The sequence below is a fragment of the Helicobacter pylori genome (genome assembly GCF_001998165.1).
Lineage (GTDB): Bacteria > Campylobacterota > Campylobacteria > Campylobacterales > Helicobacteraceae > Helicobacter > Helicobacter pylori_DL.
This window is the reverse complement of record NZ_MTWR01000016.1, coordinates 22,336-38,324: the sequence shown is the minus strand read 5'-3', so window position 1 is coordinate 38,324 and position 15,989 is coordinate 22,336. Positions and strand designations below refer to the sequence as shown.

The 15,989-nt window shown below is 39.3% G+C and carries 14 protein-coding genes; 3 read left to right on the top strand and 11 right to left on the bottom strand.

Annotated features, from left to right (window positions below; all coding sequences use genetic code 11):
- Positions 1-19: 19 nt before the first annotated feature.
- From cheV3 to pheS, 11 genes are all read right to left on the bottom strand, one after another.
- Positions 20-955 carry a chemotaxis protein CheV3 gene (gene cheV3 / locus BZK24_RS02740; RefSeq protein ID WP_000818689.1) on the bottom strand — a complete coding sequence of 312 codons (936 nt, stop codon included), beginning with the start codon at positions 953-955 and terminating at the stop codon, positions 20-22.
- A 3-nt stretch (positions 956-958) separates the two neighbouring features.
- Entirely contained in the window at positions 959-1,717 is a 759-nt protein-coding gene (locus BZK24_RS02735; protein ID WP_077656492.1) for a UDP-2,3-diacylglucosamine diphosphatase, read from the bottom strand.
- A 1-nt stretch (position 1,718) separates the two neighbouring features.
- On the bottom strand, positions 1,719-2,387 hold the full coding sequence (locus BZK24_RS02730) for a YggS family pyridoxal phosphate-dependent enzyme (RefSeq protein WP_077656491.1): 669 nt from the start codon (positions 2,385-2,387) through the stop codon (positions 1,719-1,721).
- A gap of 22 nt (positions 2,388-2,409) precedes the next feature.
- The gene (locus BZK24_RS02725) at positions 2,410-4,260 is read right to left on the bottom strand and encodes a menaquinone biosynthesis decarboxylase (protein ID WP_001204303.1); all 1,851 of its coding nucleotides are present in this window, start codon (positions 4,258-4,260) and stop codon (positions 2,410-2,412) included.
- A gap of 9 nt (positions 4,261-4,269) precedes the next feature.
- The gene (gene serA / locus BZK24_RS02720; RefSeq protein ID WP_077656490.1) at positions 4,270-5,844 is read right to left on the bottom strand and encodes a phosphoglycerate dehydrogenase; all 1,575 of its coding nucleotides are present in this window, start codon (positions 5,842-5,844) and stop codon (positions 4,270-4,272) included.
- 15 nt (positions 5,845-5,859) lie between these two features.
- A complete protein-coding gene (locus BZK24_RS02715; protein WP_077656489.1) occupies positions 5,860-6,390 on the bottom strand; it encodes a hypothetical protein in 531 nt (176 codons plus the stop codon).
- Positions 6,391-6,418: 28 nt separating this feature from the next.
- Positions 6,419-8,089: a 30S ribosomal protein S1 gene (locus tag BZK24_RS02710; RefSeq protein WP_077656488.1), complete on the bottom strand. Its 1,671-nt coding sequence runs from the start codon at positions 8,087-8,089 to the stop codon at positions 6,419-6,421.
- Positions 8,090-8,209: 120 nt separating this feature from the next.
- On the bottom strand, positions 8,210-9,034 hold the full coding sequence (locus tag BZK24_RS02705; protein WP_000403562.1) for a 4-hydroxy-3-methylbut-2-enyl diphosphate reductase: 825 nt from the start codon (positions 9,032-9,034) through the stop codon (positions 8,210-8,212).
- A complete protein-coding gene (aroA, locus tag BZK24_RS02700) occupies positions 9,024-10,313 on the bottom strand; it encodes a 3-phosphoshikimate 1-carboxyvinyltransferase (protein WP_077656487.1) in 1,290 nt (429 codons plus the stop codon). Before aroA ends, BZK24_RS02705 begins: the two co-directional genes overlap by 11 nt.
- A gap of 15 nt (positions 10,314-10,328) precedes the next feature.
- Positions 10,329-12,623 carry a phenylalanine--tRNA ligase subunit beta gene (gene pheT / locus BZK24_RS02695; protein WP_077656486.1) on the bottom strand — a complete coding sequence of 765 codons (2,295 nt, stop codon included), beginning with the start codon at positions 12,621-12,623 and terminating at the stop codon, positions 10,329-10,331.
- Positions 12,623-13,609: a phenylalanine--tRNA ligase subunit alpha gene (pheS, locus tag BZK24_RS02690; RefSeq protein ID WP_077656485.1), complete on the bottom strand. Its 987-nt coding sequence runs from the start codon at positions 13,607-13,609 to the stop codon at positions 12,623-12,625. The genes pheT and pheS overlap by 1 nt, the downstream gene beginning before the upstream one ends.
- Before the next feature lie 80 nt (positions 13,610-13,689).
- Between pheS and BZK24_RS02685 the strand changes: the two genes are divergently transcribed.
- Genes BZK24_RS02685 through BZK24_RS02675 form a run of 3 tightly spaced genes read left to right on the top strand, consistent with a single transcriptional unit; the run spans position 13,690 to position 15,961 of the window.
- Complete coding sequence (locus BZK24_RS02685) at positions 13,690-14,004, top strand: histidine triad nucleotide-binding protein (RefSeq protein WP_001100349.1); 315 nt, start codon at positions 13,690-13,692, stop codon at positions 14,002-14,004.
- Between the two features lie 18 nt (positions 14,005-14,022).
- Positions 14,023-15,345 (top strand): aminotransferase class V-fold PLP-dependent enzyme, encoded by a 1,323-nt coding sequence (locus BZK24_RS02680; RefSeq protein ID WP_077656484.1) that lies wholly within the window; start codon positions 14,023-14,025, stop codon positions 15,343-15,345.
- Between the two features lie 25 nt (positions 15,346-15,370).
- Positions 15,371-15,961: a DUF3972 domain-containing protein gene (locus BZK24_RS02675; protein ID WP_077656483.1), complete on the top strand. Its 591-nt coding sequence runs from the start codon at positions 15,371-15,373 to the stop codon at positions 15,959-15,961.
- Positions 15,962-15,989 lie beyond the last annotated feature (28 nt).

Here is a 15,989-nt window from a genome sequence, read left to right as displayed (position 1 = left end):
TACAATTTTATGAAAAGAATTACGCATTCTTGTCTAAAATCTTAGAAATTTCTTCGGTGAATTTTTCTGCATCAAACTTGACTAAATACGCTACAGCCCCCATTTCTTTAGCCCTTTCAGCGCTATAATTATCGCAAATAGAAGAATTAAAAATCACAGGAATATAAGCAAACCTAGGGTCTTTTTGGAGCTTGAATAAGAAATGATAGCCATCCATTTTAGGCATTTCAACATCCGAAATAATGAATTTCAAATGTTTCCTCAAATTATCCCCGTATTTTTTGAATAACATTTCTAATTTATCCAACCCATCTTCCCCATCCACAGCTTCCGTGATGCTAAAACCCAATTTACTCAAATGGTTCTTTAAGGTTTTTCTTGCGGTCTTGCTATCGTCTAAAAACAATACTTCGCCTTCAAAGCGCTCTTTAGGGGTATCTTTAGCGTTTTTAGCGTCTTCATTAAGCTTTAAATCGTCTAAAATGCTTTCCAAATCCAAAATGAGCAGGGTTTTATCGTTTTCAATGCGGGTCGTGCCGGTGATATTTTCTTTATTGATGCTATTAGATGCGCTAAAGGATGCAGGCTCCACATCTTTCCAGCTAATGCGCCTGATACGCCTAGCGGAATGGACTAAAAAGCCCATTTTAACATTGTTAAATTCAGTGATAATGACGATTTTTTCGTTTTCCTTGCTTTTATCCGGGACAATCCCTATCCATTTGGCCAAGTCTATAAGCGGGATGATCGTGGAGCGCAAATCAAACACGCCGATAATGTAATCCAAATTCGTGGGGTATTCAAAAAGGGTGGGCATGGGGATGATTTCTTGGACTTTAGCCACATTAATGCCATAAATCCCCTCATAAGGGACGCCCTCTTGCATGCCATAAATACGGAAATCCACGAGTTCTATCTCGCTCAATTTTAAATCGTTAGCTGTTTTTTCTGCCATGATTTAGGCGTCCTTATCTTGAGATGGTTCTAAAACTCTTGATGATACCTTAAAAAGGCTTTGTTCGTAATAAAAGGAAGGCAGTGGGCAGTAAATAGGCACGCTTGAATGGATTTTTGCGCCGCTTTTGAGATGAAAATGCCCCTCTATAATGCCGTCAATGCTGTCAATGTTAAGATCTTTAATGTAGTTTTGATAAGCTTTTAGGCGCTTTTCAATAAAAGATTGCAATTCTTTTGGCTCTAATTCCCAAAGGCGGACGGGTTTTTGGTAAATGAGTTTTTTAAAAAGGGGGTATAAGGTTTTAAAGCTTAATAAATTTAAAAAAGTTAAAAAAAATCTGGCCCAAGTGGAAGTGAGTTGCGTGATGTAAAATTCATACGCTTTAGTGATGAATAAATCCCCATGGGCTAGTAAAAAGCGTTTGTTATCATGTTGGAATAATACGGGCTGGTGTTGGCGCTCAAAAACCACCACTTTAGAATTGAATACAAAACGCATGGAAAAATCATGATTGCCTTCAAAATAAAAGACTTGTGAAATTTCGCTTAACGCATGGATTAGATCAATGATTTTTTGCTGCTCTTTGTCTAGGGGTAAATAGCCCACAAGAACATGGAAAATATCGCCCATGAAAAAGACTTGTGGGGGTTTGGCGCTTAAAAGTTCTTGAAGCGTATGGATTAAATGAGGGCTTTTGGGCAAAAAATGCGCATCAGAGATAAAAACAGCCCCATTTTTAAGTGCATAAGTTTCTAACATCTCACTCTTTGAACAAAAAAGAGCCAATCCTTAAAAGATTCGCCCCGCAAGCAATCGCTAATTCAAAATCATCACTCATGCCCATTGAAAGAACGCTCGCGTTCTTTATTTGGTCAAAAAGTTTTTTGGTGGTGGTGAAGGATTTTTCAATCTTCTTTTCATCATCGGTGTGCGCCCCTATACACATCAGCCCCTTAAGCTTGAGACGCTTGCAAGTTTCACTGATTTGAGAATAAGTTTCTAGCGCTTCTTCAGGCACCACCCCGCTTTTACTTTCCTCATACGCGCTATTAACCTGTAAAAGAGCGTTTAAATTGACGCCCAATATTTCGCAACGCTTTTCTATTTTCAAAGCGAGTTTTAAAGAGTCTAAAGAATGCAAAAGGGCGGGCTTTAAACTCAAAAGCGCATTGATTTTATTTTCTTGTAAAGAGCCTATCATGTGCCATTCAAGGGGCAAATGCTCTAAAGAATGCATTTTAGTTTTTAAATCTTGAACTTTATTTTCTCCAAAAGCCCTTTGAGAGCAGTTGTAGTAATGTTGGATAGCTTCTGGGGAAGCGTTTTTTGAAACAGCCACGATTTTGACAATGTGGTGCCTTGAATAGGCGGTGCGAGCCTTTTCTATTTTGGTGATGAGGGTATCAATTTTTTGGCGGTAATCTAACATAATCCTTCTTTATGGCTATTCTTTATAGATCTTCTTTGTGCGTGCTGAAAGAATGCGTGAGATGGAATTTTTGATTTAAAGTTTCAAAATCTTTTAAAAGCCCTTTCTTTTTCAAATTTTCTATGACTTCCATGGAGCAATTGGTTTCTGTAGGCCATTCTCTAAAATGTTTATCCATAACGCCCTTATTGGTAGCGTCTATAAAAAAACAATGTTTAGAGGTGAGGATATCACGCTTGGCATCAATATTATTAACGATGCGCCATAACAGCATGTAAGGGTTGTTTAAATCGTTGCTGGTATGCTCTACAAAGATGACAATGCGTAAATGCTCTTCAAAACCGAGCAAGTTTTTAGCCAATTCAATGACGCTTTTGTCTTTCTTTTCCACGCTAATGACGCAAATGGGGTTACGGGTGTGCGGGTAATATTGCTTCAAAAGAACGATATTTGGCATTTTATCTTGTAAAAGCGCTAATAAGGCGTTATCGTTTAAAAGCGTGGGGTAGGGGGTATTGCTTTTAGAGGTCGCATCAATACCGAGTTTCCCCCCCATAGCGTATTCAGGGCTTGCATGATCTAAGGCGTCGCATACGCCTTGAGAGATGAGCGCGTTTTCTTTAGAAAAATTTTCCAGTATATACTCAATGATAGCGTTGGTGTCTCTTAGATTAGGAGCGTCTTCATTGACAAAAATCGCATGTTTGACAAAGCTCATCTGCCCAACGCCCCAAAAAGCATGCATGACTTGCTTGGCATGAGCGTTATAGCGCGTGTGTATTTTAGCTAAAATCAAATTATGAAACACCCCATTTTCTGGCATGTAATAATCTATGAGATTGGGAGCGTTCATTTGAAGCAAGGGCAAGAACAAGCGTTCAGTCAAATACCCCATGTATTTGTCTTCTAAAGGGGGCTTACCCACCACAGTGGCTAAGTAAATGGAATCTTTTTTATAGCTAATGGTTTTGACTTCTAAAACAGGGTAAGGCTCAATAGGGGTGTAATAGCCAGTGTGATCCCCAAAAGGCCCTTCAAGCTCTAATTTTTCGCAATCCACAAACCCTTCTATCACAATATCGCAATCGCTTGGCACGCTCAAAGGATTGCTCAAGCATGGCATCACTTGCACTTTTTTTCCTCTTATAAACCCATAGAGCATGAGTTCATAAATCCCATAAGGTAAGGGGGCTGTCGCGCACCATGTGTAGAGCAAATCCCCGCCAATAGCGATGCTGACGGGCATTTTGACTTTAGCCTTAGCGTATTCGTGGAAAAAGAGTTGGGAGTCTTTATGGATTTGCCAATGCAAGCCTAAATGGTTTTTATCATAAACTTGCAAACGATACATGCCCAAATTCTTTTTTTTATGATCCAGGCTTTGGGTATAGACTTGCCCCATAGTGATAAAAGCCCCGCCATCTTTTTCCCAAGTTTTTAAAACGGGTAGATCCCACAAATTAACTTCTTTGTCTTGCTTGATGATGAGATCTTTAGGGCGAGTGGTTTTTTTAGGGAAAATGTGTCTTAAATCCCATAAATCTTTTAAGACTTTCAAACCCTCAGTAAAATTTTTAGGAGCACTAAAGTGCAAGAAGGCTTGCATGCGTTGTTGTAAATCCTCTATAGGGGTTTTTAATAAAAGATCTAAGCGTTTGAAAGAGCCAAAAGCGTTCATTAAAACAGGCATGCCAAAGGTTTTGATCTGGTCATGCTCTTTTCTTATGGGTTGCGTGAATAAAAGGGCTTTGCCCCCATTAGGTTTTTTCGCTTCTATATAGGCCAGATGAGCGATTTCTAAATCCACTTCAAGGGGGGTGTCAATGATTTCTAATTCATCATGTTTTTTTAAAAGCTTTAAAAAATCTCGCATCCAACTACCTTAAATAACCACATAATGAACGCTTAAGCATGCAGGAATGTTTTTAAGCTCTTCTAAAACTTCCAAAGAAACTTCTTCATCTACAATGATGAGCGCTAAGGCTTCCTTTTGCGTGTTGCGCCCCAAACGAAAATCAGCGATATTAATGCCATGCCTAGCGAACGCATTCCCCACGCTCCCAATAACGCCTGGAATATCCGTATTCCTAAATAGAAGCATTTTACCCTTTGGCTCTATATCAATATGAAACCCATCGATCTCAGTGAGTTTTAAAATATCTTCTTCAAACACCGTGCCGCTCACGCTGATCGCGCCATTAGCCGCATTTAAAGTTAAAGAGAGCATGTTTTTATAGGGCGAAGCGCTTTCTTTAAGGCTAACCTTAATCTCAATGCCTCTTTCTTTGGCCACAAAGGGGGCGTTAATGTAATTGATTTTATCCCCTACAACGGGTTTTAACACCCCCACTAACATGAAAGCGACAAGGGCGTCTTTGAATTGGTTGATCTCCCCACAAAGACTGAGCTCAATTTTTTGGCACACGCCCTTATGGATTTGACTGGAAAAATAACCCAATTTTTGCGCTAAATTCAAGTAAGCTTTCATGCTTGCATCAAAAGCTTGCATGGGTAAATTCAGAGCATGCGGGTGGCTTGAACCCCTTAAAGATTCCATAACCCCTTGAGCGGCTTGTTTGGAAATTTCTTCTTGGGACTCTAAAGTGTTTGCACCAATATGGGGGGTCGCATAAACATTAGGCAAATCTAAAAGCTTGTTGTGAATGCCAGGCTCTTTAGAAAAGACATCAATGCCAAGCCAACGCACTTTTTTGGTTTCTAAAGCTTCATAAAGAGCGTCTTCATTATAAAGCCCCCCTCTAGCGCAATTAATTAAAATAACCCCTTTTTTCATGCGTTCAATCTCTTTAGCGCCTATCATGTTAATGGTTTCTTTATTTTTAGGGGTGTGGATAGTGATCATATCGCATTGCAAAATGTCTTCAAAATTTTTCGTGTAAATGACCCCTAAATCAGTGGCTTTTGAAGAAGGGATATAAGGATCATAGGCTAGGACTTCCATTTCAAAAGCTTTTGCCCTAATGCCCACCCTAGAGCCAATATTCCCAAAACCAATGATTCCTAGTTTTTTATTTTTTAATTCCGTGCCATACCAATCTTCTCTTTTCCATAACCTTTGGTGTTTGATTTGATCGTTCGCGCAAGGGAACGAACGCACTGCATTGATCAAATGCGCCATCGTTAATTCCACAGCGGCAATCGTGTTAGCGGTAGGGATATTCATCACCACAATGCCTTTTTGAGAGCAGCTTTCTAAATCAATATTATCCACTCCCACGCCCGCTCTCACAATGGATTTTAAGTGGGTTAAGGGCTTTAAAAAATCGCTTGTGATAGGGGTCATGCTACGAGTGATGAGCGCATCCATGGGGATGAGTTTCTCTAAAAGCTCCTTTTTGGGGCATTTGGAATAATCATGCAAAACAATGTCTTTTTGAGCTTCTAAAATTTGAATGCCTTTAGCATGGATGGGGTCGCAAATGGCTACTTGATACATTTTTATCCTTTGAATTTAAAAAACAGCATGATAGCGTATTTTATAATAGTCTAAATCAGCTAAAAAGCGTTCTTTTTTGTTTTCATCTAAATAGATGATGAGGTTAGGTTGGTTTTTGGTGCTATCGTAAGCGTAATCAATTTGTTCTTTTTTGAGGATTTCTTTTAAACACCACCATTGATAGTCCTTTAAATCCTTAATGATAAGCTTTGAATACTCCCTTTTTTTTTCTTCAAAAGGGATTTCAAAATGATGCTCTATAACGGGGTAATTGATAGATTCTTGCACATCAAGGTTTTGAGAAAGGGCGTTATTGCGATTTTCTTCGTTATGGGGGGCTTTTTCATTGTGAGAGGTTTCATCAGGGCTATTTTCTTCTAGATTGATGTCATGGTTTTTTGCATCTGTTTGAGAGAGACCTTCATTTGTTTGAGAGATCGCATGAGAAGTAGCGGGCGTTTCTTTTTTAACGCTTAAAAACAAATAGGCTAAAACGCCAAGAGCGACAGCTAGGGAAATAAAAGCAACAACACCCTTAAATCTCATGCCATTCTCATGCTTTTAAAATCACTCTTTAGAGTTTTTCTTTAAGAATATCCCCTAAAGTCATTTTATCATCGCTCGTGTTAAAAGCTTGCAATTCTTCTTTTTCTTTTTTGCGCTCTAACCTGTGCACAGAAGCGCGCACCTTGTTGTTAGATTTTTCAATCGCAACCACTACGCATGTGATTTCTTGCCCTATTTTGATTTCATCTTTTTTCAAGGGGTTCAAATCTTCATTTTTGATCAGCACATCAATGCCATCAGCATTAATGAAAACGCCAAAATCCTTAATACTCACCACTTTGCCTTGAATCACGCTATCTGTTTTATGCTTTTGAGCGAATTCTTCTGTAGGGGAAGTCACCAAGTGCTTCGCGCTCAAAGAAATCTTTTTATCTTTTTTGTTGATTTTAAGGATTTTCACTTTGATCACATCGCCAATTTTATAGTGGTCTTTGCATTTTTTATCTTTATCCCAAAAAGCGTCGTGATTGTGGAGCAAACCATCCACCCCACCCAGATTCAAAAACGCCCCAAAATCCGTTAAAGTCGCCACTTTGCCCTCTATAATGTCTCCTACTTGGTGTTTAGATTCAAAAACATCAAAAGGCCTGTTAGTGAGTTGCTTTAAAGAAACCCTTAAGCGGCGGTTTTTAGGATCAATGTCAATGATCTTCACATCAATCTCTTGCCCCACGCTCAAGTAATGGCTAGGGTGGCTGACATTTTTATCCCAAGAGATTTCAGAAACATGCAAAAAGCCTTCAATATCATTACCAATATCCACAAACACCCCGTAATGTTCAATGTTGCTCACCACCACCTTAATGGCGTATCCGGGTTTTAGCTTGTCTTGGATCTCTTCCCATGGGTCTTCTATGGTCGCTTTTATGGAGAGTGAAAGGCGTCTTTTTTCTGCATCATAAGCGATAGCTTTGACATAGACTTCATCGCCCTCTTTGTAGTATTTCTCAGGGTTTACTGGCCCTTTATGGCTGATTTCAGAATAATGGACCAAGCCCTCAATCCCCTTAGCTTCTACAAAAATACCAAAAGGGGTGATCTGGCGCACAACCCCTAACACCGGTTCTGTGGCTTCTAACAATTCTTTAGAAACCTCAAGCTGTCGTTTGTCATTGACTTCAAAGAATCGTTTGCGAGAAATATTGATAGAGTGGTTTTCCTTATCCACACGAATGATACACGCTTTAATGCGTTTGCCGATATGGTTTGCGTCATTTTTTAAAGAAGAGTGCGAGCGGGAGAGGAAATACTCCACGCCTTGAGACTCCACGATATAACCCCCTTTATTCTTGCCTATAATCTTGCCTTCAATAATAGCGTTTTCATAGTTTTCGCCTAATTCTTCAATTTTAGCCTGAATCTTTTGTTGGGAAATGGCCTTTTTGTAGGAAACGCTAGGGTGTTCACCTTTCTCGGACACATGCACGACAATGGGGTCATTTTTTTGATACAGCAACTGCCCCTTTTCATCGGTGATCTCACTCAAAGCCAAACGACCTTCTGTCTTACCGCCCACGCTCACCATGGCATAACCATCATTTTCATTGATGGAAACGATTAGCCCTTCTTTGATAGTGCCCTTTTCTAGGGTTTCTTCTTTTTCTAATTCTTTTTTAAAGAGTTTTGCGAAGTTTTCCTCCTCGTCATTAAAGTTCTGATCATCTGCTATCTTGCTCATTGACTGCCTTACTATAAAATAAATATAAAATCCTTAAGGGTATTGTATCCTTTTTTGGCTTACAAAATCGTTTAAAAACTAACAATTAGCGGTTTTTTTAAAGAAAATTTTCAAAATGTGTTAAATCGTGCTGATTTTCTGCTTGACATTTTCTATAATCCAATCTGGCGTGGAAGCCCCAGCGGTAATCCCGCACAATTTTTTATCCTTAAACCACGCTAACTCTAATTCGTTTTCATCTTCTACCAAGTAGCTGTCTTTGCAATGCTGTTTGGCGATGCTTAAGAGCTGTTTGGTGTTTGAAGAAGTTTTACCGCCCACGACTATCATAATATCCACTTCCTTACTCAAATCCAAAGCGGCTTTTTGGTTGTAAGAAGTGGCGTTGCAAATCGTGTTAAAAATACGCACTTCAGTGCATCTTTCCACCAAATAAGAAGCGATTTGCAAGAGTTTTGGGGTTTGTTTGGTGGTTTGAGAGACTAAAGCCACTTTTCGTTGGAGCTTTTTTTCTTGCAATTCTTCTAACGAATTGATGACTAAAGCCTGGTTAGTGGCATAGCTTATCACGCCCTTGACTTCAGGGTGGTTAATGTCCCCAAAAAGTACGATTTGATACCCTTCTTTGCTCATGGATTCCACAATCTGTTGAGGTTTGATCACATACGGGCAAGTCGCATCAGTGATTTTAACCCCCTTATTTTTCAAGTATTCTAAATCCTGCTTAGGAATGCCATGGGTTCTTATGATCACGCTCTTATTTTTAGGGATTTTTTTAGGATCTTCTTCAATTTTCACATTGAAGTTTTTTTCCAAACGATTGATTTCTTTGGCGTTATGAATGAGCGAGCCAAAAATCAAGCTGTTTTGATTTTTTTCAGCGATTTGTATCGCTCTTTTGACGCCAAAGCAAAAACCATAATCCTTAGCCATTTTAATTTCCATTAAGACTCCCTTTTTTGAATTGATTGAGTAAGCGTTTGAATTGCGGGAAAGAAATGTTTGCGCATTCTAAATTATCAATTTCTAAAGGCAACGCTAAAGTTAAAACAGCAAAACTCATCGCAATCCTGTGATCATTGAAGCTTTTGATAATAGGGGGTTTAATTCTAGAAAAGCGCTGTTTTAATGGGCTTATATCTTCTAATCCCTCTACATAAAACCCGTCTTCAAACTCTTCGCACTCAATCCCTAAAGCTTTGAAATTAGAAACAACCGCTTTAATCCTATCGCTTTCTTTAGCCCGTAAATCTTTAGCGTTTCTCACCATGCTTTTGCCTTTTGCAAAAAGCATAGCGATACTCAAAGCGGGGATTTCATCAATAAGACTGGCGATATTTTGATCAATACTGATCGCTTTTAAAGGGGCATGCTCTATGTAAATATCGCCAATGATTTCTAAATCTTTGGATTGAATCGCATACTCTATGGAAGTGCCCATTTTTTTTAACGCTTCAAAAGCTTCTATGCGAGTGGGGTTGAGCAAGACACTTTTTAAAAGAAGGCGACTTTTTGGCGTAATCGCGCAAGCGAGAGCGAAAAAAAACGCGCTAGACGGATCATTAGCTATAGTAAAATCAAAGGCTTCCAGGGGTTTTTCTAGGGGTGAAATTTTTAAAACGCCGTCTTGATTGTGAATGTTAGCTCCCAAACTTTTAAGCATGATTTCTGTGTGGTTACGGCTAAGCTCGCTTTCTTTATAAACGCTTACGCCTTGAGCTTGCAAAGCGCTTAAAATAAAAGCGCTTTTGACTTGAGCTGAAGCGATAGGGCTTTCATAATGGCAAGCTTTTAAGGGACTCCCTAAGATCACTAAAGGGGCGAAATGGTTATCCTCTCTCCCTAAAATTTTTGCCCCAAAAGCTTTCAAAGGCTCAATGATTCTTTTCATGGGGCGTGCGTTTAAGGAATTGTCCCCGCTTAAAACAAAAAGCCCTTTTTGAGCGCTTAAAAGCCCGCTGTATAAACGCATACTGGTGCCAGAATTGTTGCAATTTAAAATCTTGTTAGGCTCTTTTATAGCCGTTGGGGGCGTGATTTTAAAAGAATTTTTGGCGGTATTTTCCACTTTAGCCCCTAAATTTTGAGCGATTTCCAAAGAGCTTAAACAATCTTCTCCCATTAAAAAATTCCGCACGAAACAAGGCTTTTGAGCGAGTAGGCTAAAAATAACGGCTCTGTGTGAGAGCGATTTATCGCTAGCGTTAATGTCAAGCTCTATCACATATTATCCTTTATGTTATCCTTTAAGGCGGGCGTTAAATTCTTTTTCTAAAATTTCAAGCGCTTTTTGAACAACTGAATTGACCTCTTCATCATTCAAGGTTTTTTCTAAAGAATAGATCACGCAACGCACGCTTAAGGCTATGGTGTTATCGCTTTCTTTAAAAACATCAAGGGGTAGAATCTCGCTTAAATTAGGGATTTGAGCGTCCTTTAAGGCTTTTTTAATCTTGCTAAAAGCGGTATTTTCATCAATGATGAGAGTCAAATCCCTCACACTGCTAGGGTAAATGCTAAAGGGTTTTAACAGCATGGCATGGCGTTTGAGTTTGGAAGCGTCTATCTCAGCGTAATAGCTTTCAAACAAATCTAATTCTTGGATCACTTTAGGGTGGATTTTAGCGATCACGCCTATGATTTCATTGTTTTGAATGATTTTAGCGCTCTGGTAGGGGTGGTTAATGGGGGTTTGAGTGGTTAGTTTTTCCAAGCTAAAATCCCCTATAATTCTTGAAACGCATTCAGCGAAAGAGTAAAAATCCCAAGCCTTGCCTTTAGCGTCAGGGTAGCTTTCTTTTTTTTGTAAGCCGCTCGCTAAAAAGCCTAGTTTTTGGATTTCTTCTCTTTTAGAGTTATACACGCTCCCCTTTTCATAAAGGGCGATGCTTTTAAACCCTAAATTTTTATTCCTTAAACTGGCGTCTAAAAGCCCACAAACAAGGCTCGTTCTTAGGGTGTTGAGATCCGTTGTGATAGGGTTTTGCAATTCTAGGGGATCTTCTAAAACTTCAAAGCCCAGTTTTTGCTGTTTTTCTTTAGAATAAAATACATAATGGACTACTTCTTTAAAACCGCAAGCGAGAGCCTTGTGTTTAAGGTTTTCAAAAAAGCGGTGCGTGTCATAATGGGGGTTTGAATTTTTGCTACTGACACAATTAAGAGACTTTGAGACTAGATTATCAATCCCTACAAAGCGCAAAATTTCTTCAGCAATATCTTGGATCGTTTTAATGTCATGCCTGAAATTTGGCGCAATAACCTCTAAAATTTGGGGTTTTGAGTTTGGCTCTTTTACGCTGACTTTAAAGCCTAAATTTTTTAAAATGCCTTGAATTTTTTCTGCTTCTATAACAAGCCCTAAAATTTCGGTGATGTCTTCAAGTTGGAATTTAAGGGCGTAATCTTTTAAAGAACACTCGGTTTGTTTGCTTTCTAAAATCGTGGCTTTTAAATGAGCGCTTAAAAAATTCAAGCCGTCTGATAAATTAGGGTTGCTCCCCCTAGCGCTCCTATGAATAAGGGCGTTGTCTTTTTGAAGCGCTTTATCTTTTAGGGCGTGTAATTTTAAAGACAGGCTTATCGGATCAATATAGCTCGCTTCTAAAAGCAAATGCTCGCTCAAATCTTTTTGATCTTGATGCTTGATAGCGATAGTGGAGCGTTTTTGATGGTTGATATAAACGCTTTCAAGGTTGTTTTCATCGTTTTTCACGCTCAAATCCATAGGGGTTGTATTCAGGCTATAAGCGTTCATTATTACCCCACTAAAATGCGTGCTGAATTCTATGAAATTGTTCAGATCGTTCTCACTTAAGGCGTTATTATGAGCGAGCGAAAGCTTGATGTTTAAAGGGGTTTTTAAAGAATGGTTGCAAACCAAATAATAAGCCAGATGCGATTCAATATTTTTGTCCGCACTAAGCGTGATCAAACCGCTTTTTGGCGTAAAATTTAAAGCCTTAATAGGTTTTAGGGGCGTGTGATAAAATGTGCTAACCTCTCTAGCAATACCTAAAACGCTCAAGCAATCCCCACGATTGGGGGTCAATGAAATTTCTAAAACATGCGTGTTGAAAGGGGCGTATTCATGTAATTCCTTCCCCAAAACCAACTCCCCAACGCTCTCATCTAATTCCAAGATGCCATCATTGATTTTAGGGAAGCCTAATTCAATGCTAGAGCAAATCATCCCATGGCTTTCAACCCCTCTAAGCTCCGTTTTAGCGATTGGGGTTGAGCCTATGATCGCTCCTTTGAGGGCGACTGGCGCAAATTGGTTTGGCGCGACATTTTTAGCCCCACACACGATTTGCAACACTTCCTTGCCCACATCCACTTGACACACGCTGAGTTTTTCAGCGTTTTTATGGGGGGCCTTTTCTAAAACTTTACCCACAACCACATTTTTAGGAGCGATACAAGGGATACAGCTCTCCACTTCTAAACCTAAGCAACTCAAATCCTCACAGAGTTTGGTTATATCTTTAGACGCATCTACAAAAACGCTCAAATCATTGACACTCAGTTTCATTAAAAGCTCTCCAACACCCTCAAATCAGTTTCAAAAAAACTGCGCAAATCATTGATCTGGCAAGTCAGCATGGCCAATCTTTCAATCCCCATGCCAAAAGCAAACCCGCTCACATTCTCATACCCTACGGCTTCAAACACCGCATTATTGACCATGCCACAGCCTAACACTTCTAGCCAGCCTGTGTGCGAGCAAACCCTACAACCTTCTTGCTTGCAAAACACGCAACTAATATCCACTTCAGCGCTTGGCTCTGTGAAAGGGAAAAAGCTAGAGCGCCACCTTAATTTCACGCCACCAAAGAAATAATGCAAAAAGTCTTCAATCACGCCTTTTAAGTGCGTGAAACGGATATTCCCTTTTTGATCCACGACAAGCCCTTCAATTTGATGGAACATGGGCGTGTGGGTCAAATCATAATCGCGCCTAAAGGTTTCGCCTAAACAAATCATCTTAATGGGCGGGGTTTGTTCTTGCATGGTGTGGATTTGAACGGGCGAAGTGTGGGTCCTTAAAAGCTTGTGATCTTTAAAATAGAAAGTGTCTTGCATGTCTCTTGCAGGATGGTAAGGGGGCAAGTTTAAAGCGCTGAAGTTATGGAAATCATCTTCCACCAAAGAGCCGATTTCAAGCTTGTATCCTAATGGGGTAAAAAATTCAATGATTTTATTTTTAGTGTGATTTAAAGGGTGAGAAGAGCTTGTTTTAATAGCGTTAAACAAACTCACATCAATTTTTTCTTTTTTCAAGCGTTCTTCTAATTCAAGCTCTGAAATCGCCTTTTTTTTCATCTCAAAGGCCTTTTCAAACGCTTGTTTATAATGGTGGATTTCTTTAGCAAAAGCGTTTTTTTCTTCGCCGTTTAGATTTTTGAGCTGGTTGAATTTATCCGCAAAAACCCCTTTTTTACCCAAAGCACTCAAGCGCGCTTCTTCTAACTCTTTGCTATTAGTAACCTTTTCTAATCGCTCTATTAAAGTGTGCAATAACGATCCTTATATTTTATTTTTAAAAAGCTATAATACAACTTTAATAAAAGAAAAACCTTAAAAGGGAGCAAAAAAGCATGAATGTGTTTGAAAAAATAATCCAAGGCGAAATCCCTTGTTCTAAGATTTTAGAAAACGAGCGTTTTTTATCCTTTTATGACATTAACCCTAAAGCTAAAGTGCATGCGTTAGTGATCCCCAAACAAAGCATTCAGGATTTTAATGGCATCACCCCAGAGCTTATGGCGCAAATGACAAGTTTTATTTTTGAAGTGGTGGAAAAATTAGGCATCAAAGAAAAGGGCTACAAGCTTTTAACGAATGTGGGTAAAAACGCCGGCCAAGAGGTGATGCATTTGCATTTTCATATTTTGAGCGGGGATAAGCATTAAAAGCGTTGGTGGTATTTCGTGCAAGCGTTTTTAAACAGGAGTTTTGCTCCCTTGCTCAATCCTAATGAGAGTCCTTTAGAACAGGTTAAATCTAGTATTGTTTTAAAAAAAGGGGTGTCTTATTTTGACTGGGGGGCTTCAGGTTTAGCGAGCGCTTTAGTGGAAAAGCGCGTGAAATCTTTACTGCCTTATTATGCGAACGCTCATTCTGTGGCTTCTAAACATGCGATTTTAATGGGCATGCTTTTAAAAGAGTGCCAAGAAAAGTTAAAGCGTTCTTTAAATTTGAGCGATGATCATTGCGTCTTGAGCGCGGGGTATGGGGCGAGCTCAGCGATTAAGAGATTTCAAGAAATTTTAGGGGTGTGTATCCCTTCAAAAACGAAGAAAAATTTAGAGCCGTATTTGAAAGATATGGCTTTAAAGCGTGTGATTGTAGGGCCTTATGAGCATCATTCTAATGAAATTAGTTGGCGTGAAGGCTTGTGTGAAGTGGTGCGTATCCCTTTAAACGAACATGGCTTATTGGATTTAGGAATTTTAGAGCAAACTTTAAAAAAATCCCCTAACAGCTTGGTTTCTATGAGTGCGGCTTCTAACGTAACCGGACTGCTTACGCCCTTAAAAGAAGTTTCATCATTGTGTGAGAAATATAAGGCCGCTTTGGCTTTGGATTTGGCGAATTTTAGCGCGCATGCTAACCCTAAAGATTGCAAATACCAAACCGGTTTTTATGCGCCTCACAAGCTTTTAGGGGGCATTGGAGGGTGCGGTCTTTTAGGCATTTCTAAAGATTTGATTGACATGCAAATCGCCCCGAGTTTTAGCGCAGGGGGCGTGATTAAATACGCTAATTGCACACGGCATGAATTTATTGATGAATTGCCTTTAAGAGAAGAGTTTGGCACGCCAGGATTGTTGCAATTTTACAGGAGCGCTCTAGCGTATCAATTAAGAGATGAATGCGGTTTGGATTTTATCCACAAGAAAGAAAACAACCTTTTAAGAGTGCTCATGCATGGCTTAAAAGACTTGCCCGCTATCAATATCTACGGGAATTTAACAGCGAATCGTGTGGGGGTAGTGGCTTTTAATATTGGAGGGATTTCGCCCTATGATTTAGCGAGGGTTTTAAGCTATGAATACGCTATTGAAACCCGGGCAGGTTGCTCTTGCGCGGGGCCTTATGGGCATGATTTGTTGAATCTTAACGCTCAAAAGTCAAGCGATTTTAACACCAAACCCGGATGGCTTAGAGTGAGCTTGCATTTCACGCATTCCATAAACGATATTGATTATTTGCTAGACAGCTTGAAAAAAGCGGTTAAAAAATTGCGTTAAGCTAAAACTATTTTTAAGGAAAAATTTGGATATTTTAGATTTGAACAAAGCGCAAGCGGTGCAACAAAATGAGCAAGAAGTAGAGGATAAAGAAAAAGAGTCTAAAGAGCCGGTGGTTTTAGAAGATTTGAGCGCTTTAGCATGGATTGAATTAGAAGAGTTTAGCCACCTTTCAGGGCTTCCTAAAGAAAGAATCTTAGAATTAGTGAATATCGGTAAAATTAAAAGCAAAATAAGTAACAACAAGCTTTTAATTGATGCGAGCAGCGGGACAAACGCTTTAATCAAAAAGGTAGAAAATAATTTGATTTCTATGGATATGAACGGGCGTTCTTTAGAGCCTGTGTTTGTGGAAAAGACCATTAACACGATTTTAAACTTGCATGATAAAGTCATTGGCGCTAAAGATGAAACGATTTCAGCCTTTAAAAATGAAAACATGTTTTTAAAAGACGCTTTAATCTCTATGCAAGAAGTCTATGAAGAAGATAAAAAAACCATCGATCTTTTGCGCGATGAACTCAACCAAGCGAGAGAAGAAATTGAATTCATGAAGAGAAAATACCGCTTGATGTGGGGGAAAGTCGCTGACATGAGCAGCGTGAATAAAAAGTAGTTTTAAATTAACGCCCATGCTTTGAGGG

Bases quoted from the DNA above. Each gene is read 5' to 3' on its own strand.
- cheV3 (WP_000818689.1), bottom strand. From the start codon at position 955: ATGGCAGAAAAAACAGCTAACGATTTAAAATTGAGCGAGATAGAACTC.
- BZK24_RS02735 (WP_077656492.1), bottom strand. From the start codon at position 1,717: ATGTTAGAAACTTATGCACTTAAAAATGGGGCTGTTTTTATCTCTGAT.
- BZK24_RS02730 (WP_077656491.1), bottom strand. From the start codon at position 2,387: ATGTTAGATTACCGCCAAAAAATTGATACCCTCATCACCAAAATAGAA.
- BZK24_RS02725 (WP_001204303.1), bottom strand. From the start codon at position 4,260: ATGCGAGATTTTTTAAAGCTTTTAAAAAAACATGATGAATTAGAAATC.
- serA (WP_077656490.1), bottom strand. From the start codon at position 5,844: ATGTATCAAGTAGCCATTTGCGACCCCATCCATGCTAAAGGCATTCAA.
- BZK24_RS02715 (WP_077656489.1), bottom strand. From the start codon at position 6,390: ATGAGATTTAAGGGTGTTGTTGCTTTTATTTCCCTAGCTGTCGCTCTT.
- BZK24_RS02710 (WP_077656488.1), bottom strand. From the start codon at position 8,089: ATGAGCAAGATAGCAGATGATCAGAACTTTAATGACGAGGAGGAAAAC.
- BZK24_RS02705 (WP_000403562.1), bottom strand. From the start codon at position 9,034: ATGGAAATTAAAATGGCTAAGGATTATGGTTTTTGCTTTGGCGTCAAA.
- pheT (WP_077656486.1), bottom strand. From the start codon at position 12,623: ATGAAACTGAGTGTCAATGATTTGAGCGTTTTTGTAGATGCGTCTAAA.
- BZK24_RS02685 (WP_001100349.1), top strand. From the start codon at position 13,690: ATGAATGTGTTTGAAAAAATAATCCAAGGCGAAATCCCTTGTTCTAAG.